At 49.5% G+C, this 24,985-nt stretch carries 26 protein-coding genes and 1 riboswitch; of the genes, 20 read left to right on the top strand and 6 right to left on the bottom strand.

Going from position 1 to position 24,985, the window contains the following annotated elements:
- The first annotated feature begins 499 nt into the window (after positions 1-499).
- Together Pmgp_RS07425 and Pmgp_RS07420 are read left to right on the top strand one after the other, a co-directional pair.
- Positions 500-1,990 carry an SLC13 family permease gene (locus Pmgp_RS07425; protein ID WP_134213364.1) on the top strand — a complete coding sequence of 497 codons (1,491 nt, stop codon included), beginning with the start codon at positions 500-502 and terminating at the stop codon, positions 1,988-1,990.
- Between the two features lie 365 nt (positions 1,991-2,355).
- Positions 2,356-2,469 (top strand): YvrJ family protein, encoded by a 114-nt coding sequence (locus Pmgp_RS07420; protein WP_134213363.1) that lies wholly within the window; start codon positions 2,356-2,358, stop codon positions 2,467-2,469.
- A 68-nt stretch (positions 2,470-2,537) separates the two neighbouring features.
- On the opposite strand, the gene Pmgp_RS07415 is transcribed toward Pmgp_RS07420, so the two are convergent.
- The 3 genes from Pmgp_RS07415 to Pmgp_RS20835 all read right to left on the bottom strand — a co-directional run bounded on the left by Pmgp_RS07415 (position 2,538) and on the right by Pmgp_RS20835 (position 3,747).
- Positions 2,538-2,966, bottom strand: coding sequence for a type II toxin-antitoxin system HicB family antitoxin (locus tag Pmgp_RS07415; protein WP_134213362.1), 429 nt, complete (start codon positions 2,964-2,966; stop codon positions 2,538-2,540).
- A gap of 27 nt (positions 2,967-2,993) precedes the next feature.
- Positions 2,994-3,191: a type II toxin-antitoxin system HicA family toxin gene (locus Pmgp_RS07410; protein WP_134213361.1), complete on the bottom strand. Its 198-nt coding sequence runs from the start codon at positions 3,189-3,191 to the stop codon at positions 2,994-2,996.
- A 382-nt stretch (positions 3,192-3,573) separates the two neighbouring features.
- Positions 3,574-3,747 (bottom strand): YgaP-like transmembrane domain, encoded by a 174-nt coding sequence (locus Pmgp_RS20835; RefSeq protein WP_134213360.1) that lies wholly within the window; start codon positions 3,745-3,747, stop codon positions 3,574-3,576.
- A 203-nt stretch (positions 3,748-3,950) separates the two neighbouring features.
- Between Pmgp_RS20835 and xdhA the strand changes: the two genes are divergently transcribed.
- From xdhA to Pmgp_RS07370, 7 genes are all read left to right on the top strand, one after another.
- Complete coding sequence (gene xdhA / locus Pmgp_RS07400; RefSeq protein WP_134213359.1) at positions 3,951-6,230, top strand: xanthine dehydrogenase subunit XdhA; 2,280 nt, start codon at positions 3,951-3,953, stop codon at positions 6,228-6,230.
- A 13-nt stretch (positions 6,231-6,243) separates the two neighbouring features.
- The gene (xdhB, locus tag Pmgp_RS07395; protein ID WP_134213358.1) at positions 6,244-7,125 is read left to right on the top strand and encodes a xanthine dehydrogenase subunit XdhB; all 882 of its coding nucleotides are present in this window, start codon (positions 6,244-6,246) and stop codon (positions 7,123-7,125) included.
- Entirely contained in the window at positions 7,122-7,586 is a 465-nt protein-coding gene (gene xdhC, locus Pmgp_RS07390) for a xanthine dehydrogenase subunit XdhC (protein WP_134213357.1), read from the top strand. The genes xdhB and xdhC overlap by 4 nt, the downstream gene beginning before the upstream one ends.
- A 157-nt stretch (positions 7,587-7,743) precedes the next feature.
- On the top strand, positions 7,744-7,938 hold the full coding sequence (locus Pmgp_RS07385) for a hypothetical protein (RefSeq protein ID WP_134213356.1): 195 nt from the start codon (positions 7,744-7,746) through the stop codon (positions 7,936-7,938).
- Positions 7,939-8,088: 150 nt separating this feature from the next.
- Positions 8,089-9,087, top strand: coding sequence for a UDP-glucose 4-epimerase GalE (galE, locus tag Pmgp_RS07380; protein WP_134213355.1), 999 nt, complete (start codon positions 8,089-8,091; stop codon positions 9,085-9,087).
- A complete protein-coding gene (locus Pmgp_RS07375; RefSeq protein ID WP_205077973.1) occupies positions 9,077-9,862 on the top strand; it encodes a coiled-coil domain-containing protein in 786 nt (261 codons plus the stop codon). The genes galE and Pmgp_RS07375 overlap by 11 nt, the downstream gene beginning before the upstream one ends.
- The gene (locus Pmgp_RS07370) at positions 9,838-10,017 is read left to right on the top strand and encodes a hypothetical protein (RefSeq protein WP_192902839.1); all 180 of its coding nucleotides are present in this window, start codon (positions 9,838-9,840) and stop codon (positions 10,015-10,017) included. Before Pmgp_RS07375 ends, Pmgp_RS07370 begins: the two co-directional genes overlap by 25 nt.
- A 303-nt stretch (positions 10,018-10,320) precedes the next feature.
- On the opposite strand, the gene Pmgp_RS07365 is transcribed toward Pmgp_RS07370, so the two are convergent.
- The 3 genes from Pmgp_RS07365 to Pmgp_RS07355 all read right to left on the bottom strand — a co-directional run bounded on the left by Pmgp_RS07365 (position 10,321) and on the right by Pmgp_RS07355 (position 13,534).
- The gene (locus Pmgp_RS07365; RefSeq protein WP_134213352.1) at positions 10,321-11,205 is read right to left on the bottom strand and encodes a DMT family transporter; all 885 of its coding nucleotides are present in this window, start codon (positions 11,203-11,205) and stop codon (positions 10,321-10,323) included.
- A complete protein-coding gene (gene ytvI / locus Pmgp_RS07360; protein WP_134213351.1) occupies positions 11,206-12,315 on the bottom strand; it encodes a sporulation integral membrane protein YtvI in 1,110 nt (369 codons plus the stop codon). It lies immediately after the preceding gene.
- 268 nt (positions 12,316-12,583) lie between these two features.
- Complete coding sequence (locus tag Pmgp_RS07355) at positions 12,584-13,534, bottom strand: NAD(P)H-dependent flavin oxidoreductase (protein WP_134213411.1); 951 nt, start codon at positions 13,532-13,534, stop codon at positions 12,584-12,586.
- A 607-nt stretch (positions 13,535-14,141) separates the two neighbouring features.
- Positions 14,142-14,307, top strand: a riboswitch (M-box (ykoK) riboswitch).
- A gap of 128 nt (positions 14,308-14,435) precedes the next feature.
- On the opposite strand from Pmgp_RS07355, the gene corA reads away from it, so the two are divergent.
- The 11 genes from corA (at position 14,436) to Pmgp_RS07300 (ending at position 24,966) form a co-directional block, all read left to right on the top strand.
- Positions 14,436-15,413, top strand: a complete 978-nt coding sequence (gene corA / locus Pmgp_RS07350; RefSeq protein ID WP_134213350.1) for a magnesium/cobalt transporter CorA — start codon at positions 14,436-14,438, stop codon at positions 15,411-15,413.
- A 95-nt stretch (positions 15,414-15,508) separates the two neighbouring features.
- Complete coding sequence (locus Pmgp_RS07345) at positions 15,509-16,660, top strand: S1C family serine protease (protein WP_134213349.1); 1,152 nt, start codon at positions 15,509-15,511, stop codon at positions 16,658-16,660.
- Positions 16,661-17,444: 784 nt separating this feature from the next.
- Positions 17,445-17,900: an RrF2 family transcriptional regulator gene (locus tag Pmgp_RS07340; RefSeq protein ID WP_134213348.1), complete on the top strand. Its 456-nt coding sequence runs from the start codon at positions 17,445-17,447 to the stop codon at positions 17,898-17,900.
- Between the two features lie 21 nt (positions 17,901-17,921).
- A complete protein-coding gene (fdhD, locus tag Pmgp_RS07335) occupies positions 17,922-18,722 on the top strand; it encodes a formate dehydrogenase accessory sulfurtransferase FdhD (RefSeq protein ID WP_134213347.1) in 801 nt (266 codons plus the stop codon).
- Between the two features lie 122 nt (positions 18,723-18,844).
- Entirely contained in the window at positions 18,845-20,008 is a 1,164-nt protein-coding gene (nifS, locus tag Pmgp_RS07330; RefSeq protein WP_134213346.1) for a cysteine desulfurase NifS, read from the top strand.
- A gap of 6 nt (positions 20,009-20,014) precedes the next feature.
- Positions 20,015-20,935, top strand: a complete 921-nt coding sequence (gene nadA / locus Pmgp_RS07325) for a quinolinate synthase NadA (RefSeq protein ID WP_134213345.1) — start codon at positions 20,015-20,017, stop codon at positions 20,933-20,935.
- 122 nt (positions 20,936-21,057) lie between these two features.
- Positions 21,058-21,984: a cysteine synthase A gene (cysK, locus tag Pmgp_RS07320; RefSeq protein ID WP_134213344.1), complete on the top strand. Its 927-nt coding sequence runs from the start codon at positions 21,058-21,060 to the stop codon at positions 21,982-21,984.
- Positions 21,985-21,999: 15 nt separating this feature from the next.
- Entirely contained in the window at positions 22,000-22,740 is a 741-nt protein-coding gene (gene cysE / locus Pmgp_RS07315; RefSeq protein WP_134213343.1) for a serine O-acetyltransferase, read from the top strand.
- A gap of 190 nt (positions 22,741-22,930) precedes the next feature.
- Positions 22,931-23,302 carry a hypothetical protein gene (locus Pmgp_RS07310; protein ID WP_134213342.1) on the top strand — a complete coding sequence of 124 codons (372 nt, stop codon included), beginning with the start codon at positions 22,931-22,933 and terminating at the stop codon, positions 23,300-23,302.
- Between the two features lie 428 nt (positions 23,303-23,730).
- Positions 23,731-24,030 (top strand): hypothetical protein, encoded by a 300-nt coding sequence (locus tag Pmgp_RS07305; protein WP_134213341.1) that lies wholly within the window; start codon positions 23,731-23,733, stop codon positions 24,028-24,030.
- Between the two features lie 144 nt (positions 24,031-24,174).
- Complete coding sequence (locus Pmgp_RS07300) at positions 24,175-24,966, top strand: HesA/MoeB/ThiF family protein (protein ID WP_134213340.1); 792 nt, start codon at positions 24,175-24,177, stop codon at positions 24,964-24,966.
- Positions 24,967-24,985: the final 19 nt, after the last annotated feature.

The following is a 24,985-nucleotide window of genomic DNA, read 5'->3' as shown; positions in this document are numbered from 1 at the left end:
GCCTTAGGGCCTTTGACCGGCAATGCTCCAACTTATAAACCTTTTTCTTCGGCTGTTGGAACGTTCCGAGCCGGATCGCAGCTTGTAAACGTTTCTCCAGGCCTTGGAATTACGGGGATTAGGGGCAAACAGCGCAAATCATCATGGGGCTTTGTGTATACCGTACCGCCGCAGGTGGACGGTGAGCACGGCGAATCACAGAGCCCCCGTGATTTAGAGCGCTTGCTGCCGGCGATATTGGGGAAGCGCCACTTCAATCGATTACAGGCCTTTTGGTAGCCACAAAAAACAGTTATTTTCACTTGTTAAGCAGAAATGCTGTTAGTTATCAGTTAAGTTTAAGTATTATCAAAAATTCTTACCCTACATCAAAATGGGGGTGAAAAAACAATAGCCCTCCTTGGATGGCCTGGTAACAGTTGTTTAGGGCTTTCCTTAATTGGAATTGTGGCTGTCCGGTGGTTCTAAATCTATTATACGAGGGAGGCGTAAAGATAGAATGACTGCTTCAGATACCCCTCTAACGAATCAAGAATCGTCAGCATCCCTACGGGAAACGCTTATTTATTGGTGTAAAGTAATTGTTTTCTTTCTAATAGTATTTGGCTTCGGTTATTTGCCCCCTATTGGGCCCCTAACTCCAACGGCAATGAAGATCTTAGGAATTTTTATTGGCTTGCTCTACGGATGGGTAGTCTTGAGCTTTGTTTGGACCAGCCTGGTTGCAATCATCGCTTTAAGCATGTCAGGTTATTGTAGCCTTGCTGATGTTATCGCCAAGGGATTCGGTAATAATATTACGGTATTTGTTACCCTAATGTTTATTTACGCAGCCTACTTGACGGACACAGGATTGTGCAACAAGGCTGCCTACTGGTTTCTCAGCAGGAAATTTGTTGTCAATCACCCCTGGAGATTAGTCCTGATGTTAATGCTGGCTGCATATTGCATTACAGTCATGACCTATATATATCCAGCCTTGATTCTTATGTGGAATATCACCTATCAGATTTGTAATGAAGTTGGTTATAAAAAGGGCAATAAATTTCCTGCATTAATGGTTATAGCTGTCGGTATCGCTGCAACGGGCGGCTATCTCGCGCTGCCGATCAAATCCGCTCAGGCATTGGCCATGGGGCTTCTCGCCAGTGCTTCCCAGGGCGCTGTTTCAATAGACTTCTTCCGCTACATGGCCTATATGCTGCCGGTAACTCTTCTTACTTCTGTCTTTTTGGTTGTCTTAATAATGAAGTATGTATTTAAAGCCGACGTCAGCAAATTAATGAACGTTACCGAAGAGCAGTATGCAGAACATCGGGAAGCTGAATTATCCTTACAGGAAAAGATAGGAGTCTATTCACTTGCCGTATTCATATTGCTGATGTGTCTGCCCAGTGTTATGCCGAAGGCATGGTATATTACCAAGTTATTAACCAATTATGGTATGAGCGGTTCCATAATTGTTCTTATTATAGCCCTGACAATCAGCAGGTTAAATAAGAAGCCGCTGTTTGATTTAGATAAATTGGCGAATTCTGGTGGTATAAGCTGGAATGCAATTGTTATGCTCGCAGCTTGTTTGCCGGTAGCAGATGCAATGGGTGCGGATAAGATAGGTATTATGAAATATATTATGGATTATATGACTCCTTATCTGGCAGGTATGAGTCCCTTTGTTTTTTGTGCCTTTACGCTTATAACAATAAATTGCCTGACCCAGGTTGCACACAATACAGTCCTGGTAGTCATGTTTACCCCGTTATTCTATAAGTTTTCCGTAATATTGGGGGTTGACCCGGCAATAATAGTCATATTGCTGGTTTACGCCTGTAATATGGCACTCGGATCACCGGCAGCTTCTGCAGGAACCGCTCTGATATACCTTAATGAATGGGCGTCTAATAAGCTTACTTATAGTTTCACCTGGGTAACTCTTGCAGTCGGTTGGATTATACTGTTGCTCTCAATCCCATTAGCCTTGCTGGTCTAAGAAAATAGCAGTAAATCCCAAATAATACGATTAATATCTTAAATTGAACATTATATTTTATTGCACTATTTCTTTAGCCTGCTTTGGAGACTAGTTAAATTGTCCAAAGCAGGCTAACTTCCATCTTGTTTTACTTAAAAAAAAGGATGATAAACTATGCTAACCGATGCCGCCCCTTGTACGGGAGCATGGATTAGAGACCCGATGGCCTCATCCTCCAGGGGGCTTGGGTGAGAATTCATTTGCCGTAATGGGTGAATTTCCATTTAACGATGACACCAGCACAAGCTGGGTCTCTTTTATTTTATTCAAAGCAAGTATCATGCCAGTAAAAATTTGTCTCTGATGAGGCTGTAGGTTTTCCCATGGCCGTGGCCGCGTACCTGCTGGTGCGCATCGAGAGTAAGCTGGAGGCGCTGACCTCCAGCATCGCCAGGTTGGCCGAAGCGGTAGCCGGTGAGCGGCGGCAGGAGGAGTAAAGGCAGCACAGGAGAGCCGCCGGCCATAAAAACCAGCGGCTCGAATAACCAGAAAAAAGCAGCCCTTTTTAAGGCTGCTTTTTTGTTTGGCTATAGTCCCTAACACCGAGATAATCTTTAAGGGCATCTTGAAGGAGGCGTGAGCAGCTTACCTTTCTCTTTTCTGCAAGGTCGTTAAGCCACTTGGGAAGGGTGAGGGTTTTGTTCACAGCCTTATTAGCCATCTTATCTCGGATAGGCGGCATTATTGCTTCAATAAGACTGGTAAAACCTCCTTCTGTTACCGGAACCTTGTTGGGTGGAGTAGGCCATGGAATGGGATCGTTATCCTCCTCCATACCCCAGAGGTGGAGCTCAAGGGCCTCCCTGGCCATAGTAAAAGCTTCTTCTAATGTGTCACCTTCGGTGATACAGCCGGGAAGGTCCGGGAAAGTGACACTGAAACCTCCTTCTTCACATGGGTCAAATACAGCTGGGAAAATGTATTTGTCACTCATTTATATAAACCCCCTTTGGGAGCGGGTCTACTTTGTTTTTAGTCCCGCCTGTTTGAAGATTGACATTACTGTTTTTTGTTTGTAGTCCTGTACCGGGTGTTTTACTGTTACTTTTCCGGGCTTGGTTGGGTGTTTAAGCTGTATGTGTGAGCCTTCTTGGCCTACCGTATACCAACCGTCTGCTTTTAGTATTTGTAGTATCTCCCGGGATGAGTAACTTTTCATTTCCACCACCTTCCTTATGTTTAAAGAATAACACGTGTAATAACATGTGTCAATAAAAATTACAAATATTTTTACACGTGTAAAATACAGTAACAGCCATAGTAATCTACAGTACCGGCAGGGGTAAAATAAAAACGCCATTCCGCTGCAGAAAATTGTAGCTGCGATCACCGAAGCGGTGGCGGGTGAGCGGCGGCAGGAGGAAAAAGGTAGCGCGAGAGAGTTGCCGGCCATAAGAGCCGGCGGCTCTATATTGGTTGGATGATTTCTGATTCTTTTCAAAGGAGCCTGTAACGTGGGTTTTAGAGAGTTTGTAGGATTAGTTGATTTTATTTTTTTCTCTTTTATTGCGGGTTGACCAACCGATAGCATCATAGACGATTCAGTACGCTGAAGCTGCCTCAATTAAGAGAAACAAAGCAAAAACTATCGCGGCAGTTGTTGCCCATATACCTGTAATTAATCGTACGTAAACCATATATAGCAGAAGTAAACCCGTAACTGTCCTGATTGCCCTGTCAGCGTTGCTTAAATTTCTTCTTAAATCTAGTACCAACTTTGTAACCTCCTATCTATAGATTCTCTTAAAATTAAATGATTATACTGTAAATGTTGATCAGGTCATATTAAGCCAGTTTGCGGGGGGCATGTAAAACTCATCCTCCCCGGTTATTCTTGACCCTTACCATTTTCCTTGCTATCCTAAAAATGTATTTACCAGCCCCAAAATTGCCTTTTCAGGCTGAAAGGAGCCGCAAAATGCAGAGTGTAGGGAAAAGTGTCAGGCGGGTGGACGCTGTGGCCAAAGTGCGCGGCATGGCGGACTACGTTGATGATATTTTTGTCAAGGACATGCTGCAGGTCAAGGTTTTCCGCAGCACTATCGCCAACGGCCGGGTCAAAAAGCTTGACGTGAGCAGGGCCAGGGCGCTGCCCGGGGTAGTCGTAGTGGTAACTTATGAGGATGTCCCCAAGCATACCTTTCCGACGGCGGGACACCCTTATAACAAGGACCCAAAACATCAGGACGTGGCAGACCGGCGCCTGCTGACAGACAGGGTGCGCTTTTTCGGTGATGAGATTGCCGCGGTTGTTGCCGTGGACGAACTGACGGCGGTGAAAGCCCTGCGCCTGATCGATGTGGAATATGAGCAATACGAGCCCATCTTAACGGCAGAGGCAGCCTTAATAGATGGCGCTGTTGAGATACACGAGGGAACGAAAAACATAATCGCCCGGAGTGAATATCAGCTGGGTGACTGGGAAGAAGCGCTGGCGCAGGCGGATGAGATCTTTGAAGACGAGTTCAGCACCAGCACGGTGCAGCCGTGCGCTCTGGAAAACCACGGCGCCTATGCCTATATGGACGCCAGCGGCAGGGTCGTGGTCTGCACTTCCACCCAGATTCCCCATATCTGCCGCCGGGTGGTGGGGCAGGCTCTGGGCATCCCCTGGGGGCGCGTCAGGGTGATTAAGCCCTGCGTGGGCGGCGGTTTCGGCAGCAAACAGGACGTGGTTGTGGAGCCGCTGGTTGCCTTTTTAACAACTGTTGTGGGCGGCAGGCCGGTTAAGCTGGTGCTGACCAGGGAGGAAACATTTATTGCTTCCCGCGTCAGGCACGCCATTCAGTTTAAATTAAAGACGGGCGTCAAGAAAGACGGCGCCATCGTAGCCAGGCAGATGACGGCGGTGTCGCTGAACGGGGGGTACGCTTCGCACGGGCACGCCATTGTCGACAACAGCGGTGAGAAGTACAGGCACCTCTATGACCAGCTGGCGATCAAATTCGCGGCCACGACTGTTTACACCAACATGCCGGCGGCGGGGGCGATGCGGGGTTACGGTATTCCCCAGGTGATGTTCGCGTTGGACTGCCATATGGAGGACATCGCCAGGGCACTGCGCCTGGACCCGCTGGATTTCCGCCTGAAAAACCTGAACAAGACAGGCTATACTGACCCCATCCTCGGGATCACTGTGCGAAGCAACGGGCTGCCTGAGTGTATCGCCAAAGGCAGGCGGCTGATCCGCTGGGATGAAAAGAAAGCGGCCCGGCGGCAGCAAAGCGGGCCGAAACGGCGGGGTTTAGGCATGGCCTGTTTTTGTTATACCGCCGGGACCTACCCGCTTAATCTGGAAATCGCCGGCGCCAGGATTGTAATGAACCAGGACGGCTCGGTGCAGCTTCAGGTCGGGGCTGTGGAGATGGGGCAGGGCAGCGACACAGTTTTCTCCCAGATGGCGGCTGAAACGCTGGGCATCCCTGTTGATATGGTCCACCTTATCTCTGAGCAGGACACGGAAATCACGCCTTTTGACACAGGCGCCTACGCTTCCCGCCAGACATATATCTCAGGTATGGCAGTGAAAAAAGCGGCGGCGGAAATCAAGGACAAGGTGCTGCGGCACTGCGGGCTCATGACGGGCATTTCTCCCCAGTCTCTCGATATCGCTGACGCCTGGGTAGTTGATCATAAAGGCGCAAGGGTCATGCCGCTGGCTGAGGTGGCGCTCGACGGCTACTACAATCTTGCCTGCGCCGCCCCGTTTACAGCTGATGTCACCAATAGCGCCACAACCAACCCGCTGTCTTACGGGTGCACATTTGCCGAGGTTGAGGTGGACCTTGCCACCGGTAAAGTGAAAGTGCTGGAAATCTACAATGTGCATGATTCAGGTAAAATTATCAACCCCCAGCTGGCTGAGGGCCAGGTGCACGGCGGGGTCAGCATGGGGCTGGGGTATGCCCTGTACGAGCAAATGATTTTTGACCCTGCGACCGGAGAGCCCTTGAACAACAACCTGCTGGACTATAAATTGATGACCGCCGCGGATACGCCTGAAATCGGACCGGCGTTCGTGGAAACGGATGAGCCGACCGCGCCCTATGGCAATAAATCCATGGGTGAACCGCCGGTGATGTCTCCGGCTCCGGCTGTCAGAAATGCCATTCTCGATGCGACAGGAGTAAAGTTTAACCAGCTGCCGATGAACCCGCACCGCCTGTTTGAGCGTTTCAAGGCAGAAGGTTTAATATAGGGGGGCTGGGCTAATGTACGATATTGTCAATTATGAGGAAGCAGGCACCGTGCAGGAAGCGATCAGGCTGCTGCAGGCCAACCCCAGGGCCCGCCTGATCGCCGGCGGCAGTGATTTGCTGGTTAAGATATATAAGGGGAAGATTACGGATGCGGAGCTGGTCAGCCTGCGCGGGATAATCGCGCTAAAAGATATTAGTATTGAAGGCGACGGGACTGTCAGGATCGGCGCCTGCGCCACTTTCAGCCGGATTGCCGGACACCCTTTAATCAGGAAACACGTGCCTGTCCTGGCTGAGGCGGTAAGCAGGGTTGGCGGGCCGCAGATCCGCAACATCGGTACCATTGGCGGCAATATCTGCAATGGTGTTACCTCGTCCGACAGCGCCCCCACGCTGTTCGCCCTGAATGCGTTACTGCGCCTGGAGGGAGCTGGCGGGACGCGGGTGGCGCCCATTCAGGATTTTTACCTGGGGCCGGGCAAAGTTGACCTGCGGCAGGCGGAAGTGTTGACGGAAATCCTGCTGACAAAGGAAAATTACCAGGGATTCGGCGGCCACTACATCAAGTTTGCCATGCGCGAGGCGATGGATATCGCCTCGCTTAGCTGTGCGGCAGTATGCAAAATAGTTGGCCAGAATGTGATTGCCGACTTCAGGCTGGCCCTGGGAGTGGCGGCTCCCACCCCTATGCGCTGCCTGCGGGCGGAAGAAATCGCCAGGGGCAGGGTTTTCAGCGAAGAGCTGCTGCTGGAAACAGGCAGGACGGCAGTCACCGAAGTCAACCCGAGGACTTCCTGGCGCGCCACGCGGGAATACAGGCTGCAATTAGTGGAGGAACTGAGCAAAAGGGCGTTCAAACAGGCCTTTGTCAAGGCCGGAGGGGTGTTGTTATGATTACGAAAAAAATCAACTGCACGGTAAACGGCCGTCAAGTCTCAATCGAAGTTGACATCCGGGCCTCACTGCTGGATGTGCTGCGCGACAGCCTGCACCTGACCGGGGTGAAAAAAGGATGTGCCGTAGGCGAATGCGGTGCCTGCACGGTGCTTATCAATGGCGAACCGTATGATTCCTGCATTTACCTGGCTGTCTGGGCGGATGGACAGGTCATCAACACCATTGAGGGTGAGTGCAAAGAAGGCAGGCTGTCGAAAGTACAGCAAGCATTCGTGGATGAGGGCGCGGTCCAGTGCGGCTTCTGCACCCCGGGCTTGATCATGTCGACTACCGCCATGCTACAGAGCGGGAAAAAATTTACCAGGGAAGAGATTAAAGCAGAATTGTCAGGCCATATGTGCAGGTGCACCGGGTACCAGAATATAATAAAAGCAGCCCAAAAAGCCTTGGAGGACTGACTTCTGCAGCTGCATCATACAAATACTGGTTTTTTATTCAACCGGCCTCAAGTTGCCGGAACACTTGCCGATATTCTAAGTGCATGTTTTTTTATATTACATTGGAATAATGTCTTGCGCTCCAGGCTACCATAAGTCAAAGGAGGTATGCTGGAGCATGTCAAACGGCAAACTGGAAAGAAAGAATCTTAAAGAAACAAAAGACAGTAAAATTCACGAACCTCTGAGTTCTTATTACCCGGCGCCTTTTGAGGTTGAAAACCCGACACTGCAGAATGAGGCGCCGGAATATTCCCCCCACAGCGCGGTTTATGTCAGAAAGGATGAGCTGGAGAAATCCGGGGGTAAGTAAGTAGAATTAAATTAAAGTGGCTTTAGGGAGAGGCAAAAGGGGACGGTTCATGACTAGCCAAGGGCAAATCGGGACCGTATTCTTTTGCCCATTCGCAGTTCAAAATAATATGGTATAATTGGAATACTTAAAACCGGGAAGGTGAGTGTAATGAATATACTGGTCACCGGGGGCGCCGGCTACATCGGCAGCCATACCGTCCGGGCCTTGATTGCCGGAGAGCACAGGGTGATAGTGCTGGACAACCTTTCCAGGGGCCATACGGCGGCAGCCCGGGGAGCTTTGCTGGTGCGCGGGGATACCAGTGATACAGGCTTGCTGGCAGAGCTTTTTAAAAAGCATAAAATCGAAGCTGTAATGCACTTTGCGGCCAGCAGCCAGGTTGGGGAGTCGGTGCGTGAGCCGTCCGGCTACTACCACAATAACGTGGTGAAAGGCCTAGCCCTCCTGGACGCCATGGTGCAGGCGGGTGTGCCGTACCTGGTGTTTTCTTCAACCGCGGCTGTTTACGGCGAGCCGGAGGAAGTCCCTATATCCGAGGAGCACCCTACCCTTCCCACCAACCCCTACGGGGCCACAAAGCTGGCTCTGGAGAGCGCTATGCGCTGGTACGGCGACGCCTACGGCCTGCGGTTCACCTCCCTGCGCTATTTTAACGCCGCCGGGGCCGACCCGGCGGGAGACATCGGCGAAGACCACACTCCGGAAACTCACCTGATCCCGCTGGTATTGCAGGTGGCTCTCGGCAACCGGCCGCACCTGGAGGTGTTCGGCAGCGATTACCCAACGCCGGACGGCACTTGTGTCAGGGATTATATTCACGTCAACGACCTGGCCGCGGCCCATGTGCTGGCCCTTGACAAAATGGCATCGGGAGCTCGGTCAAATATTTACAACCTGGGCAACGGCAGCGGTTATTCGGTTTTGGAGGTTATCAAAGCTGCGGAAGAGGTTACGGCCAAGCCGGTTAAAGTGAAATACGGGGCGCGCCGGCCTGGCGATCCCGCTGTACTGGTGGCGGGTTCTCAAAAGATCAGGGATGAGCTTGGCTGGGAGCCTTGTTTTGCCGGCCTGCACACTATAGTTGATACAGCCTGGCGCTGGCACCTCGGCCATCCCGCGGGTTATGAAGAAAGAAATGAGCGCTGAGAGGTTAAAAAATTTTGCAGCTAAATATCCAGTTTTCTTAATTCTGATTTTACTCATGCTCTTGCTGGGTTTGGTCAGCCAGGCGGGCGGCGAGGGAAACACAGCGCCCTCTTCACTGGAGGAGCGGGGAAAAGACCTGGCCAGGCAGGCTGAACTGAGCGAGCGTGAAAAGGAACTGGTTAACGAACTGCTGAACTGGGATCTTAAAATCGAATCTGCCCGGCAGGAACAGGAAAAATTACAGAGGGAAATCCCGGCACTGGAAGCCGCCCTCACTGCCGCTGAAACCGAACTGTCAGGCAGCCGCGTACACCTGGCAGAAGGCTACGACTGGCTGGGCCACTGGGTAAACAGCCTTTACCGGCACGGGCCTGTGGCTTATCTAGAGGTCCTGGTGGGCGTCTCTGACTTTAACCAGTTCGTTGAAAGGGCTGAGATGGTTAGAATGATTATCGCAGCCCAGGTGAAAACACTGGAAGAAGTCCGTATGCTGGCTGACCGGGTTCAGGCTCAGGTAAACTCAATCAAGCAGACACGCGATCAATTGGCCGCCAAAAATGAGGCACTGTCAATCCAGATCGGGGAAATGGCCGCGGCCAAAACCGGCCGGGAGCAATTCCTTACTGAACTGAGGCGGCACTCTCGGTGCGCTGCTCCCAGGGGCGGTTTGCAATTTCCGGTCCGGCAGCCGCTTCAGGCGGGTTGGATTTTGAACTGGGCGGTAATTTCCTGCTGGCGGGGCAGGGCAAGGTGCGCTTTCAGCCGGTCAGCCTAATCCTGGCCGGGGCCCCTGTGAGCGGGAAAGTGCTTGGTTTTGTGTCTTCGGAAAGCGGAATGAACCTTGATTTCGGGGGGGGCCTGCCAGGCTTCACTTTAACTGAAGTCCTGCCTGAAGAGGGCCGGTTGGTTGTCTGGCTGTCCCCGCAGTAACGCGGCTTCCAGCGGCAAAGGTTCAAGGTTTTCCTGGCCAGACTGTCCTGGAAATAAACATTCTGGGGGCCTACAAATTGTAGGTGCGAATTTATTCTTCAGAGGAATGGGGACACATCGACTAATGAACGGGGACACATCTCTATTTGGGGTACTACTTAATGACCGAGGTATGTCCCCGATTGGAATGGGTATTCCTTTGTTGATGAGGTATGTCCCCAGTGTCTCAAGCTAGTTCGGCGCTAGCGCGCCTGTTCGATTGAAATCGAACCTACACTGCTAATTTCCTCTGATAATACCATATCAGCGGTGGGGGGCAGTTTGTACCAGGATCACGGCGGCGCATACCATAGCGCAGCCTAAAACCTGCAGTGGGAAAAGTGTTTCATGAAGGATTACCCAGGCTACAAAAGCGGCTATCACTGGTTCGAGGGTGCTGATGATACCGGCTATTACCGGGTGCAGGAAGTTCAGTCCTTTAAAGAAGAGCCCGAAAGGAATGACAGTCGCAAATATGGTTATATATAAAAAGAACAGCCAGTTCATGGCGGAGTGCCCTGCCGCCGCCTGCCAGGGCGGCATGTACAGGCTCCAGGCCAGCGCGCCCACACCGAAGCCATAAACCAGCAGAGTCCATGAGTTAAAGCGGGCCAGCCCCTTTTTGCCGTAAATCATGTAGAAGGCAAAAGCTAAAGCCGAGGCCAGCCCGCCGGCAAGACCTGCCGGGTTTACGGCCAGACCTCCGCCGGGATTTCCCCTGACAATGAAAAACCCCCCGCCAACTGCCAGTAACAATGAAAGAACTCTGAATATGTCCGGCCGTTCCCTTAAAAACACCATGCCGTAGAGAGCTGCCAGGATTGGCGCCAGGTACTGGAGGAAAACCGCAGTGGCCACATTGGTCTGGCTTATGGTAAAAAGATAGGTAAACTGGACCATACCCACACCAAAACAACCAAAAACAAGGAAATAGGGGATATCAGCAAAAGAGATCTTCAGAAGAGGACGGTTTACAGCTGCCAGGTAAAGGAAAAGGAAAACAAAGGAGAGGACCAGTCTTATTTCCACAAGTTCAAACGGGCTGACCCGCTGGTTAAAGAGATATTTGGCCGCAGTGCCGGCCACGCCCCACATGGTCGCCGCCAGGGCGATCAATAAAAAGCCCTGCCATTTGTTATTTACAGCCATCTATTCGTCACTGTCCGGATCCTGGTATGCCGCAGGACGGACTCCTTCCTGAAAGATCCAGGCGAAAGCTTTAGCCTTCAACAGGGCGTTGTAGGTGATCAAGGTGAACGGGCCCAGAATGAATCCGTACACACCTAACAGCTCATAGCCGGCATAGAGGGAGATCAGCACGCTCAAGGGGTCGATACCCATATTTTCCCCCAGAATCTTTGGCTCCAGAGAGTGCTTGATAACCACCACTATGGCAAAAAGGACCAGCAGCCATAAAGCCAGGAAGTTGTTTCCCGTCATCAGGTTAAAAACAATCAGCGGGATGAAAACCGCGCCCACACCCAGGACCGGTACTGGGCTGAAAAGACCGCCCAGGAGGGAAATAGTGACAATATAGTCGGTGTGCAGAAAAAGCAGGCCCACCATTATAACCAGGGCTGAAATAATGGAGAGAATGATCTGTGCTTTGATAAAACCGATGCTGGCCCAGTAAAGGTGGTCGGTCATAATCCGCAGTTTGCTGTGAAATTCACGGGGGATCAGCGATGCTACCCGGTTTTTTATTTTAACCAGGTCCTTGCTCAGGAAGAAGGTTGCGATAAGCATGATCACCACGATCAGAAACAGTGTCGGCAGGGTTGTGATATATTCCAGGGTATCCTTGATCAGCATGGACAGCTTGTCGGAAAGGGCGGCGGTAAGGTTTTCAATATTTTTATTAAAATGGCCGGCGAACTCAGGCGGGAGTCCTTCGGTAACCGATTGAAGCTTTTCAGCAAACAAAATTGACTGGGTCTCGATAACACGTGTGAAATGGGGCAGGTTGGCCAAAAACCTGGCCAGTTCCACAATCAGTGTTGAGATGGCGAGCCAGATGATAATGCCTAAAATGCTCAGGGTGACAAGCATAGCCATGGCTGTGGCTGCTGTACGTGATATTTTAAATCTCAAAAAAAGATTGACTACTGGATCTATTGCAACGGCCAGAATTAAGCCCAGGACAAAGGGAAGCAAATATGGTATTACCAGTTTAAAAGCAATAGCGGCAATGATCAGTGTCGCCACCAGAATAGCCACGTTGATGATCATGTTCCAGTGCCTCATATAAAAATCCCGCATTTTCTATTAACCCCTTAAAATATAATTTCAGCCCATATGGATATTATGATGCGGATTAAAAAAATCCTTTAAATAAAGTCAAATAATCTATATTATTGTCATATTTTGAAATTAAGAGTATTATCTTACAAATTTTTCTTAACAATCTTTAAAATAATCTTAACCAAGGTTGATTTATAAAAGGGAAGCAACAGCATTAGGGTGTGGTGGATTGTGGAAAGCTATAAAATTAATGGGGCTTTCCTCTTCGGGTCAGCCCCATAGCTTTTTAATCGGGTGTTTCTTCAACTTCTGTAACCAGCTTGTCAAAGATTTTTTGGACCGGCAGGATTTCCTTGATCTTGTGTACGTTTTTACCGGCAAAAACGACTCCGTCGTCTACCCGGCCGGAGCGTGAATACTCCAGCGCCTTGATGATGCAGTACTGACGGGAGCAGTCTTTCAGGCAGCCGTCGCATTCTACGGGCTTTTCCGCCGTTCCACCCAGGACTTTGGACACAAAGGGATTGCGCAGCGCCCGCCCGGGCATGCCCACAGGGCTGGGGATAATCACCACGTCATCAGCGGCAGCCTTTAAATACATCTGTTTAAAAGCGTCAGCCACAGCGCACTCCACGCTCAGGACGAAACGGGTGGCCATCTGAACCCCGCTGGCGCCCAGTTTAAGCATCTTGGCGATACCGCTTCCGTCAACTATGCCGCCTGCGGCGATAACCGGGATTTTTACACTGGAAACTATTTCGGGCAAGATTTCCTCGATAGAGCGGTTTGTACCCAGGTGCCCGCCTGCCTCCATACCTTCGGCAACAACAGCGGACGCTCCTTGTTTTTCAGCGATGCGGGCCAGTTTCGCGGAAGATACAATGGAGACAATAGGCACTCCGGCATCCCTGCCCCATTTGAAAATATCACGGGAAAAACCGGCGCCGGTAAAGATAACGTCTATTTTTTCTTCTATGGCAGTGTGGACCATAGTGGCGAACTGGCGCACGGCAAACATGATGTTGATGCCGATGATGCCTTTAGTGAAACGGCGGGCTGCCCGGATTTCATCTTTTAGTTCCTGAATGGTCATGCCTGTGGCGGCGATGACACCAATTCCGCCGGCGTTGGCCACGGCAGAGGCCAGCGGTGCTGTGGAAACCCGCAGGGCCATTCCCCCCTGGATAATAGGATAGCGGGGTACCAGGCGGCCAATCTTTAGTGAAGGAAATTTCATCATGTCTTTACTCCTATCCCGGCAAGTTAGTTAATATTATTTTTCTGTAGCACACACTATATTATTATCCCGACAGAAAAGGTAAATATAAGTAATACTTGAAAATATTATTTGAAAAGCGCTGACAGTTTGCACATAGCAGTTTTTTCTTGCAATCTTTAACTATTCTATGAAAAATAATATAATCCTGTAAAAAATTTAAGAAATCCAGTGAATATTTAATTTATTGTTGTATGTAAAACTTTAGTCTATATTGTAAATAGTTGTAACACTTTGTATATAATAGTTAGAAATATATGTAACACAGGGCAATGAGGTCACAAAATTATGGTATCTTCAAGGGAGGAAAACCTGAGTTAAATATAGGCGGTAACAAGTTACGGTCACAGCTATTATCTTAGCAAGCTGTGTGCCCTGCCCGCCAGGTAATTTACGCTGCTGGCCAAGCGCTTCGGCCTGCACCCGAACCACCTGGCCATCTTTTCTTTTCTTCTGGGTTTATGCTTGTTTCAACACTATGGACTTTGTATTATCTAAATTTATAGACAGCCTGGCAGGTTGATTGACAAGCGGATTTTTTTTCTATATATTGAATGTATAAAATTAATAATTTCTTCGTTAGGTGAGGCTTCTACACAGACACATGCCACTGCCCGGAAATGTCGAGAGACGCCTACGGGTTAACAGGTACTGCCGGCTTAAGGTTTTACTTAATGTGGCTGGGAATTTCCCTAGCTGTGTACGTGTCAAAACTTTTACGAGTGGAGAAGGTTTGTTGTAGTTATTATTGGGTGAAAAACCTTCTTTTTGGAAGGTTTTTTATTTTTTGTTGTGGCAAGCTAAAAGATGGGTGTTTGAATTTAATTTCTATTATCTTGTTTGACAGTCTGGGGTGTTTAGAATGATTAAGACTTACTTTTACAGCCACCTGGAAAGGAAAATGTATCACGATGTCAACCTGCAGGAAAAGGACAGTTTTCTGAAACACGAAGAAGACGTGTTGTGGGTGGATTTATTTAACTTCACCGATCAGGAGATAAAAAGGGTAGCACAGATTTTTGATTTCCACCCGCTGGCTGTCGAGGACTGCCTCAGCTTCAGCCCTCGTGCCAAGCTTGATAATTATGAGGACTACTACTTTTTTGCCATGCACGCCATAAGGTACAATGAAGATTCCGAAGAAGAGATAGCGCTGGAACAATTGAACGTTTTTCTGGGGCAGAACTTTGTGGTCACAGTTCACAGGCAAACGCTGCCGGTGCTGGGACGACTGGCGAAAATCAGCCTTAAAAGCCCTCAGTTTTTAAATAAAGGAATGGAGTTTTTCCTTTATGCGATCATCGACGGCAACACGGACGATATTTTCCCCATCATGGACCGCCTTGGCATACGTATCGACGAGCTGGAGGATGAAATATACGGTCAGCCCAGCAAAGAGATTACCGAGGAATTCTTATCATTAAAAAGAACCATTTTAACTGTCCGCCGGGCCGTGATACCTCAGCGCAGGATCTTTACCAGTATCAACGCCGGGGGGCACCCTTACTTTGACATCAGGGAAGATATCAAGCCATACTTTTTAGACCTGGTCGACCACCTGGAGAGGATTACCGACTCTCTGGACGGGTACAGGGACCTGGTAGACGCTTCCCTTACCACTTACCACTCTTTAATCAGCACCCGTACCAACGAAGCGATCCGTGTGCTGACCGTGATATCCACAATTTTCATGCCCCTTACCTTTTTGACCGGCTTTTTTGGAATGAACGTGCCGCTGCCCTACCAGGAAATGAGTTTTTCAACTTTAGCAATCTCGGTTATCCTTGCCGGTGTAACCGGGCTTATGCTCTTGTTGTTCAAGAGACTGAAATGGATTTAAAAATTAAACAAAGCATTTTTCATGTAATTTTCAGTTTTCTAAGTGAAAATCTAAGTACAATTAGTTGTAGGGAAATCTTTAAAGGAGGTTCTGTGATGAGGCTCTTCAAGTTACCAGCGGTAAAGATATTCGGCGCTTTCCTGGCGGGAGTGCTGGTTGTGATTGCTGTTGCCTTTGCCGGGAACTGGCCTGGTCTGCCCCACCTCAGCTGGGCGGAGGATAACGGTGTTGTGCAGGCAGCGCCGCTGCCGGGACTCGGTCCCGATGTGATTCCGAATATGGTGGCAGGAGCCGGCCCTGCCGTGGTCAGAATCAACACTACCACCATAAGCAATGTCAGCCAGAGCAACCCGTTCTTAAACGACCCGTTTTTCAGGCAGTTTTTTGGCAACCAGTACAGCATCCCCACGCAGCCGCAGGAGAGCCACGGTTTAGGTTCCGGTTTTATAGTATCGCCTGACGGCTATATCTTAACCAACGAGCATGTTATCAGCGGTGTCAGTGAGATTGAAGTGACCCTTTCCAGCAGGGAGAAACCGTACCCGGCCAGAAAGGTGGGGGCGGACAGCGAATTGGATTTGGCGGTGCTTAAGATTGACGCCGAGGAGGAGTTGCCCTACGTGACCCTGGGTGATTCCGACAGTGTAAGGGTGGGAGACTGGGTCGTGGCCATCGGTAATCCTTACGGGCTCGACCACACCGTCACAGTTGGAGTGATCAGCGCCAAGGGGCGCCCCATGACCATAGAAGATAAGCAGTACAGAAACCTGCTCCAGACCGACGCGTCCATTAACCCCGGCAACAGCGGCGGGCCGCTGCTTAACCTGAAGGGCGAGGTCGTAGGGATAAACACCGCTATCAACGCAGAAGCCCAGGGTATAGGCTTTGCCATACCAAGCAGCACTGTTAAAGCTGTTTTTGAAGACCTGGTCAACAAAGGAAGTGTTGATCATCCCTATATTGGTGTTTACCTCCAGGCTGTGACCAAGGAGGCGGCAAAGTATTTTGGGCTAAGTGACCTTAACGGGGCGATAGTAGCCTCGGTGGTAAGAGGCGGCCCAGCCTACACCGCAGGTTTGCGGCAGGGTGATGTGATCATCGGTTATAACGGCAACGGTGTTACCAACCCCAATCAACTGATCGAGCTGGTGCAGGGGACAGCTATCGGCAGTCAGGTTGAAATAAAGTTTATCAGGGGCGGTGTGGAAAATTCGGTAGTTGTCACAATCGAGGCTAAAAAAAGCTAAGTTTTTTAATTTACTACAGGTGTTACAGCGGGACGAAGGGTTTTCTTCAGAAAGGAATAAAGAATGGAGCGTAATCATGGTTGAGTTATAAACTTTTTCCTGTCGGGAAACTGATTAAAAGAGAACAGTTTACTATTGCACATATAATGCCGGACTACAGTCCGGCATTAAAGTATTTGGAGCTGTTCAGCCATGCGATAATATTTTTGGAATGGAATGAAGGAAATGACTTTTTAAGCCGTATATCCCATGTGAGGACCGGGCAAAGGCTTACAGCGTGCCGGGCTTTATGAAGGAATGGCCTGAGTGGCGGGTGGATGAAGTCAGAGCTGCCGCCGGCACTGGCAACACTGCAGGGCTTTAATCAGATGGATGAGTTTTTGTTTCAGACGAGAAAAATATCCCTGCCCATACCTGTCAAGGGTTAGATATGAAACGCCGGCTTCAACCAAATTCCCCAGTCTTTTATTTAGTTCGTTTAGTTGAAGAACATTGATGCGGCATTTCCATTAGGCGTGCTTACTTGCATTACAGGGGTAAGCGGAGCGGGAAAAAGCAGTTTGGTTTTAAAGACATTGTATCCGGCATTAGCTGAATTTCTAAACAACACTGATGATACTCCTTGACAAATGCAAATTTGATACGATAGACTATGTTTAAATAATATTAAGTTAGTAGGAATTGTAAACATAATAAGCGGTGGGTTTAAAAGGATAATTGGTCTTTCCATGGTAGCGGAAGGACCTGCGGGATAAAATATTGGGGGAAAGAGGGGATTGCAGGTTTGAAGTTTTCTACAAGAGCAAGGTACGGACTCAGAGCTATGTTAGAGTTGGCGCAGAATTACAACCCGAGTGAACCTACACCTCTGTTCCAGATAGCCGAAAAACAGGGCATATCGGAAGGTTATCTGGAACAAATGATGACCGTCTTGCGCAAAGGGGGGTTGGTGCGCAGTGTGAGGGGAGCCCAGGGGGGGTACCTGCTGAGCAGGGCGCCGGAGAAAATTAGCACTGGTGAAATTATCAGGTGCCTGGAGGGGCCGCTTGGCCCGACGGGCTGTGTCAGTGAAGAAGACCCCGAGATGTGCGGACGGTCCGATATCTGTGTCACCAGGGCACTCTGGGAGAAGGTCAGGAGTTCAGTGGCTGATGTGCTTGACGGGACCACACTGGAGGACCTTTGCCAGGAAGCGGAGAAGATGCGGCGGTCCAGGGAAGCGAACATGTATTATATTTAACAGATAAAGGTGGCATCGGGTATGACAGAAGAAAATGATAAAATCGTTAATCTGCCAGTAATCTTTTACAGGAAAAATGGCTTTACAGCGGGTGAGGACGTCCTGGTCAGGGAAACGCCGGTAACTCTTTACCTGAATGATGTGGAGTTTGTAACCCTGGTCTGTTCGCCAGGTGAGCTTAAAGAGCTGGCTGTGGGCTTTTTGTGTTCCGAGGGTGTTCTGCTAAGACGTGACAATTTAAAGAATATTACCATCAACGAGGATGACGGGCTGATCTGGGTCGAGACGGCAGGGGCGTCCCAGTCGCAGGAGATGTTTCTGAAACGCTTTGTTACCTCCTGCTGCGGCCGTGGCCGCGCTTCTTTTTACTTCATTAACGACACCAGGGGAATTTCCCCCATCCAATCTGATCTCAGAATCACACCTAAGGAAATTTTTCACCTGTCCAACCAGCTTGAAAACCTTTCCGGGGTGTTCAGAACAACCGGCGGCGCCCACAGCGCGTCACTCTGCACCCGCACTGAAGTAGTCTGTTTTTATGAGGACATCGGCCGCCATAACGCAGTGGATAAGATATTCGGCAGGTGTTTTCTTGATGGTATTGCTTTAAATGATAAAATACTTGTTTTCAGTGGGCGTATTTCTTCGGAAATACTAATCAAAGTAGCCAAGATGGGCATACCTATGATTGTGTCCCGTTCGGCCCCGACTGAACTCGCGGTAAAGCTGGCGGAGCAGCTGGGGATCAGCGTGGTGGGCTTTGCCCGCGAGGGCAGGCTCAGCGTGTACGCCCACCATGAGCGGGTTGAGGGCGCGGGCTAAAATGCTTATTGACAAATCCCGAGTGTTTTAATATGCTATAGAAAAGCAATTCCGATTAAAACACTATGTTTAAGAGAGAAGAAAGAAAATCTATTAGTTTGGTGTGTCAGGGGGGCATTTTAGTGCGCAGAGTATATTTTGACCACAGCGGGACAACACCGGTGCACCCTGCTGTAGCTGAGGAAATGTACCGCTATCTTACCGGTGAAAATTTCGGCAATCCATCCAGCGTGCATTATTACGGGCTGCAGATTAAAAAAAAGATTGCGGAGGCCAGGGATAAGCTGGCACAGGCTCTGGGCGCCGGCAGCGGGGAAATAGTTTTCACCAGCGGCGGTACGGAGTCGGACAATATGGCTATTCACGGCGCCGCATATACTAACAGGAACAAGGGTAATCATATTATTACCAGCGCCGTGGAACACCACGCGGTGCTCAACACGGTAAAGGCCCTGGGTAAGCAGGGTTTTGACATCACCATTCTGCCTGTGGACCGTTACGGTATGGTCAGTGTGGCTGACGTGGCTGCGGCGATTACCGACAAAACCATTGTGATCAGCATCATGCACGCCAATAACGAAGTCGGCACGATCATGCCGGTGGCGGAAATAGGCAAGCTGGCCAGGGAGCGCAAGATTATCTTCCACGTCGACGCGGTCCAGAGTTTTGGAAAAATCCCGGTGCTGGTAGATGAAATCGGCTGTGACCTGCTGTCAATATCTGGACACAAGATATACGGTCCCAAGGGAGTCGGCGCGCTGTACATCCGCAAGGGAACCCGCTGGAAGCAGAGCCTTTTCCACGGCGGCGCTCAGGAGCGCCTGCGCCGGGCAGGGACGGAAAACATCCCGGGGATAATGGGATTGGCCAAAGCGGTAGAGCTGGTTACAGCTAATTTGGTGCAGGAGAGCGCCAGGCTGAAATCTTTGCGTGACAAGCTGATCAAGGGGTTAACCAGCCGCATCGAGCATGTTAGCCTGACAGGCCACCCTACCATGCGGCTGCCGAACCACGCCAGTTTCCTTTTCAAATATATTGAAGGGGAGTCAATGCTGCTCAGCCTTGATCTGAAAGGTATTGCCGCCTCTACCGGCTCCGCCTGCACCTCTGGCTCTCTGGAGCCTTCCCATGTGCTGCTGGCCATGGGGGTTCCCCCTGAAGATGCCCATGGCTCCCTGCGCCTGACCCTGGGCAAGGACAACACCGAAGAGGACGTGGACTATTTCCTCGACGTTATGGGACCGATTGTGGAAAAACTGCGGGACATGTCCCCGCTAAAGGACTGAGATAATATGGACCAAGAAAAGATAAAACAGCTGTCAGATGAGATTAAAAGGTTAAAAAAGGAGCGCAACGCGGTTATCCTGGCTCATTTCTACCAGAGGCCGGAAGTTCAGGAGGTGGCCGACTTTATCGGTGACTCTCTTGGGCTTTCCCAACAGGCTGCGGAGACTGACGCCGATGTGATTATCTTTTGCGGAGTCCACTTCATGGCGGAGAGCGCTTCCATCCTTTCACCCGGCAAGATTGTGGTACTGCCGGATGAGCACGCCGGCTGCCCGATGGCCGACATGGTCGACGCGGTGCAGCTGGAGCAAAAGAAAAAGGAGTACCCGGACGCTACTGTGGTCTGCTATGTAAACACTTCCGCTGAAGTTAAAGCTGAATGTGATGTAGCCTGTACTTCCGCCAACGCTGTTAAGGTTGTGGCGTCACTGCCGAAGGATAAGCCGATTATATTTGTGCCTGATAAGAATTTGGGGCATTACATATTTACCCGGACCGGCAGGGAAATGATTTTATGGGAAGGATACTGCAACACCCACCACGGGCTGACTGCCGCAGATATCCTCAAAGCAAAAGCCGAACATCCTGATGCTCTGGTCATGGTGCACCCGGAATGTCACCCGGATGTAGTAGCCATGGCTGATAAAGTAGCTAGCACAGCGGGCATGATCAATTTTGCTGTGGAAAACGATGCCCGTGAATTTATCGTCGGCACGGAGATGGGCATTCTTCATATGCTTAAGAAACGCTGTCCTGATAAACAGTTTTATATGGCGTCCAAAAAACTGGCCTGTCCCAACATGAAAAAAACAACACTGGAAAAAGTGCACCAGGCTCTGATCAATCTGGAGCCGCGGGTTTCAGTTCCGGAAAAAGTGAGAAAGCAGGCTATCCGCTGTTTGGAGAGGATGCTGGAAATTACTTAAAATTTCATAGATTACATTTAAATAATAGGCGCCTGATACAGCCCCTGTCTATTGGGGCTTATCTTATTATGGTTAAAGAATATAATCTTCGGTTAAAACAATATAAAGAAGGGGAGGTAGTTATGACCAAGATCGCCGACAATCTTACTGATTTGATCGGCAACACCCCCCTGCTCCGGCTACGGCGCATAACAGGGGGAACAAAAGCGGACCTGGTGGTTAAACTGGAGTCTTTCAATCCCGGGGGGAGCATCAAGGACCGCATCGGCTGGAATATGATCCTGCGCGCGGAGGAACAGGGAGTGCTTAAGCCGGACTCTGTGATTATCGAGCCCACCAGCGGCAACACCGGTATTGCCCTGAGCTTTATTGCGGCCTCGCGCGGCTACCGCTTGATCCTGACCATGCCTGAAACCATGAGTGTTGAACGGCGGAGTTTGCTCAAGGCTTACGGTGCGGAGCTGGTACTCACGCCGGGGTCCCAGGGGATGAACGGCGCGGTGCAGAAGGCCGCGGAGTTGGCCCGGGAAATACCAGGTTCATTCATGCCGCAGCAGTTTGAAAACCCGGCCAACCCGGAGATTCACCGGCTCACTACAGCGGAGGAGATCTGGAGAGATACTGGCGGGAAGGTGGATATTGTCGTGAGCGGCGTGGGTACCGGCGGCACTATTACCGGGATCGCCCAGGTGCTAAAAGAACGCAAGCCAGGACTGAGAGTAGTCGCGGTGGAGCCTGCCGATTCACCTGTTTTGTCGGGAGGAAAACCTGGCCCGCATAAAATTCAGGGTATTGGCGCCGGGTTCATTCCCAAAGTACTTGATCCCGGGCTTGTTGATGAGATTATCAGGGTGAGCAACCAGGATGCCTTTGACACAGGCCGGCGCCTGGCCAGGGAGGAAGGCCTGCTGGTTGGTATTTCTTCGGGGGCTGCAGTTTTTGCGGCACTGGAGCTGGCACTGCGCGAGGAAAATCACGGCAAACTCATTGTGGCCATCCTGCCGGATACCGGGGAGAGATACCTGAGCACGCCCATGTTCCAGGATTAAATGAGGGGGATAGCTATGTTTAACAGGTTGCGCCAGGATATCCGGGTGGTTATGGAACGGGATCCGGCCGCCAAGTCGGCCTGGGAGGTTGTCCTCTGCTACCCCGGGTTTCACGCCATTCTGATGTACAGGTTGGCCCACAGGTTTTACCGCTGGGGCTGGTTTGTCACTGCCAGGTTTATCTCGCATGTTGCCCGCTTTTTGACTGGTATCGAAATACACCCGGGCGCCAAAATAGGGGAAGGACTTTTTATCGACCACGGTTCCGGGGTGGTTATCGGCGAGACAGCAGAGATAGGCAACAACGTCACTATTTACCAGGGAGTTACTCTTGGCGGCACGGGCAAAGAAAAGGGCAAGCGGCACCCGACCATAGGCGATAACGTGGTGGTAAGCGTCGGCGCTAAAGTGCTGGGTTCCTTTCCCGTAGGGGACAACACCAAAATCGGCGCGGGGTCGGTAGTGCTGAAAGCTATCCCGCCCAACAGCACAGTGGTGGGAGTGCCCGGTAAGGTGGTGGCCCGGAACGGGCAGAAACTTTCCCGCTCGGAAGATGAAGGAATCGACCTGCGCCATGACCTGCTGCCTGACCCGGTGGCGGAAATGATCCTCTGCCTGCAGAAGAAGATTGACATGCTGGAAAAAAGGATCATGCAGATGGAGGAAAACAACAGCCTGCCGGTGGAAACTGTTTGTGAGGATGGAACGATTAAGTGCGGCGAAGGATGTTTTTTTGTCAAGCAGGGTGAAGGCTGAGCCGGTATTAGAATGCTTGCCTGCTTGAACATATTATTGCCATCGGGCAAAAATTTAATTATAATATTACTATATCTATATGATATATAACTTTAATATAATATTGATCTGGTCCGCTGTCAAATTTGCTGTTTTGTTTCCAAGACTGTTTTAGCAGATTGTGGTCAGGATGTTTTTTGGAGGTAATTTTATGCAACATGAAGATGAAGATAACTGCGTGTACGAGAGTAAGAGCCATCCCATGGACATGGAAGCACTCAGGCACATGTTCCTTGAAAGCCCGGTCAAACATGGTTTAGAGTATTATCTTGCTAAAATTAAGGAATGGGAGTACTGTTATTGCGAAGATTGCAGGGAAATAAGATTCAGTAAAGACCTGCAGGCAACTGAGGAAGGGGTCCGTTGCTCCAAATGCAAAGGATATAACCTGGAAGCCCCTGGATGGGTTAAATGTCCTCACCACAAAGATTCTGTGGTAAAATGCCCCCGGTCGGGCAAGGGAATAAGAAAGTTAAAATATGAATATGTATGTAATGACCATTGCAGTTTTCGGGTGTTATAGAGTCCTAAAATTATGATTAAATGTAAAACAATTGACAAAAAACAGTAATCTAAAACATAATGGAACTAGACAGCAAAAGCAGATTGAAGGCCTGCGGCAATTATCAATAAATGGCGCAGGCCTTCTTATAATGAGCCCGGTACGGGAAGCAGCAAGGCTAAATTTTTATTGACAAAAGGAATTTGCCGCAAATATAATTATACTAAACATATTAAATTAATAAGAACTATGTAATTACTAATATTAACCAGGAAAGGGGGCAGGAAGCTATGAAACCTGGGTAATTTGATAGTCATTGAAAAAACTCAGGTTTTTTAGTAAGCTGTCAAATTTACTGTATTGTTTTCAACAAAATAAAAAAGCCCCCAGGCAGACAAATAATTTTTATTTCACGTTTGTGCCGCGCGAAGGGCGGAATGGAGGTTGTCATGAATCAAAAAGAAATTATCGAAATTAACGGAATGGAGGATCTAATAACTCAAAAAGAAATTGACGAAATCAACGAAGGTATACCTTTCGTAGATACAAAAATTTATTGGAAAGAAAATTATGGCTGGACATCTCAATATTGGGACAAATTATATAAAATGGGCTGGAGAATGGTTCAATCAAAAAAAGATCCAAAAATAGTTATCGCTCAAGATGAAAACGGTAATTTTTGTTTTTCGGCTCAAGACAGGATCGATTTGTTGAAAACATTAGTTCACTATTTTATTGGAGGGGGATAGGATTAAGCTTTTTAGACCGGCGATTAGTAAGGCGTAGTATTGAATAATGGAAGTTAAACAGGCAGCAAAAAAGTATAGGTTATTGATTTTAAAGAGGAGAACAGGTTCCTGTCTCAGACGGAACTTAAAGGGGTGTTAGCGGGCTTGAGTTTCACAGACGACCAGATAGTACGCTATACCAGGCATATTATCTTACCCGGGGTGGGTTCCAGCGGTCAGAAAAAAATCAATGCCGGCAGGGCACTGCTTATCGGAGCGGGGGGGTTGGGCTCCCCCGTGGCCTATTACCTGGCTGCAGCAGGTGTAGGAACCCTCGGCATTATTGACGATGATGTTGTGGATTTGAGTAATTTACAGAGGCAAATCCTGTATTTCACAGCCGACGTCGGCAAGTCCAAGGCTGTTTCCGCCAGGGAAAAGTTAACAGCATTAAACCCCGATTGCACGGTGGTTGCTTACCAGGAAAGATTAACGGCATCCAATGTAATGGAAATTATTAAAGAATATGATGTTGTTGTTGATTGTACCGATAACTTTAGTACCAGATTTTTAGCTAACGATGCCTGTGTCATGGCTAAGAAGCCGCTTTTCCATGGAGCGGTGCTGCAATTTCTCGGCCATGTTCTGACTGTCTTACCAGGGGAGGGGCCTTGCTACCGGTGTGTTTTTCAGGTACCGCCGCCCGGCTTTACACAAACCTGTTCGCAGGTGGGTTTATTGGGAGTTCTCCCGGGGACGATCGGTCTAATCCAGGCCACCGAGGTTTTAAAGTATTTCTTGGGGATCGGAGACTTACTGGTGGGTAAGATGCTGACCTACAATGCCCTGTCTATGGAATTTAGCAAGTTTGATGTCCGGAAAAAGCCGGACTGCCCTGTCTGTGGGATTAACCAGACGCATATTAAGATGGAAGACTGTGAACAGAAGGTTTTGTGATTTGAAAACCAAGTAAATA

The organism is Pelotomaculum propionicicum (assembly GCF_004369225.1).
Taxonomy (GTDB): domain Bacteria; phylum Bacillota; class Desulfotomaculia; order Desulfotomaculales; family Pelotomaculaceae; genus Pelotomaculum_B; species Pelotomaculum_B propionicicum.
This window is presented reverse-complemented; position numbering and strand designations above follow the sequence as displayed.

Coding starts and splice junctions, on each gene's coding strand:
- cysK (WP_134213344.1), top strand. CDS start 21,058: ATGACCAAGATCGCCGACAATCTTACTGATTTGATCGGCAACACCCCC.
- Pmgp_RS07365 (WP_134213352.1), bottom strand. CDS start 11,205: ATGGCTGTAAATAACAAATGGCAGGGCTTTTTATTGATCGCCCTGGCG.
- Pmgp_RS07420 (WP_134213363.1), top strand. CDS start 2,356: ATGGCCGTGGCCGCGTACCTGCTGGTGCGCATCGAGAGTAAGCTGGAG.
- corA (WP_134213350.1), top strand. CDS start 14,436: ATGATTAAGACTTACTTTTACAGCCACCTGGAAAGGAAAATGTATCAC.
- galE (WP_134213355.1), top strand. CDS start 8,089: ATGAATATACTGGTCACCGGGGGCGCCGGCTACATCGGCAGCCATACC.
- Pmgp_RS07310 (WP_134213342.1), top strand. CDS start 22,931: ATGCAACATGAAGATGAAGATAACTGCGTGTACGAGAGTAAGAGCCAT.
- Pmgp_RS07305 (WP_134213341.1), top strand. CDS start 23,731: ATGAATCAAAAAGAAATTATCGAAATTAACGGAATGGAGGATCTAATA.
- Pmgp_RS07385 (WP_134213356.1), top strand. CDS start 7,744: ATGTCAAACGGCAAACTGGAAAGAAAGAATCTTAAAGAAACAAAAGAC.
- Pmgp_RS07375 (WP_205077973.1), top strand. CDS start 9,077: ATGAGCGCTGAGAGGTTAAAAAATTTTGCAGCTAAATATCCAGTTTTC.
- Pmgp_RS07410 (WP_134213361.1), bottom strand. CDS start 3,191: ATGAAAAGTTACTCATCCCGGGAGATACTACAAATACTAAAAGCAGAC.
- xdhA (WP_134213359.1), top strand. CDS start 3,951: ATGCAGAGTGTAGGGAAAAGTGTCAGGCGGGTGGACGCTGTGGCCAAA.
- xdhC (WP_134213357.1), top strand. CDS start 7,122: ATGATTACGAAAAAAATCAACTGCACGGTAAACGGCCGTCAAGTCTCA.
- Pmgp_RS07355 (WP_134213411.1), bottom strand. CDS start 13,534: ATGAAATTTCCTTCACTAAAGATTGGCCGCCTGGTACCCCGCTATCCT.
- fdhD (WP_134213347.1), top strand. CDS start 17,922: ATGACAGAAGAAAATGATAAAATCGTTAATCTGCCAGTAATCTTTTAC.
- cysE (WP_134213343.1), top strand. CDS start 22,000: ATGTTTAACAGGTTGCGCCAGGATATCCGGGTGGTTATGGAACGGGAT.
- nadA (WP_134213345.1), top strand. CDS start 20,015: ATGGACCAAGAAAAGATAAAACAGCTGTCAGATGAGATTAAAAGGTTA.
- Pmgp_RS07415 (WP_134213362.1), bottom strand. CDS start 2,966: ATGAGTGACAAATACATTTTCCCAGCTGTATTTGACCCATGTGAAGAA.
- Pmgp_RS07345 (WP_134213349.1), top strand. CDS start 15,509: ATGAGGCTCTTCAAGTTACCAGCGGTAAAGATATTCGGCGCTTTCCTG.
- Pmgp_RS07425 (WP_134213364.1), top strand. CDS start 500: ATGACTGCTTCAGATACCCCTCTAACGAATCAAGAATCGTCAGCATCC.
- ytvI (WP_134213351.1), bottom strand. CDS start 12,315: ATGCGGGATTTTTATATGAGGCACTGGAACATGATCATCAACGTGGCT.
- xdhB (WP_134213358.1), top strand. CDS start 6,244: ATGTACGATATTGTCAATTATGAGGAAGCAGGCACCGTGCAGGAAGCG.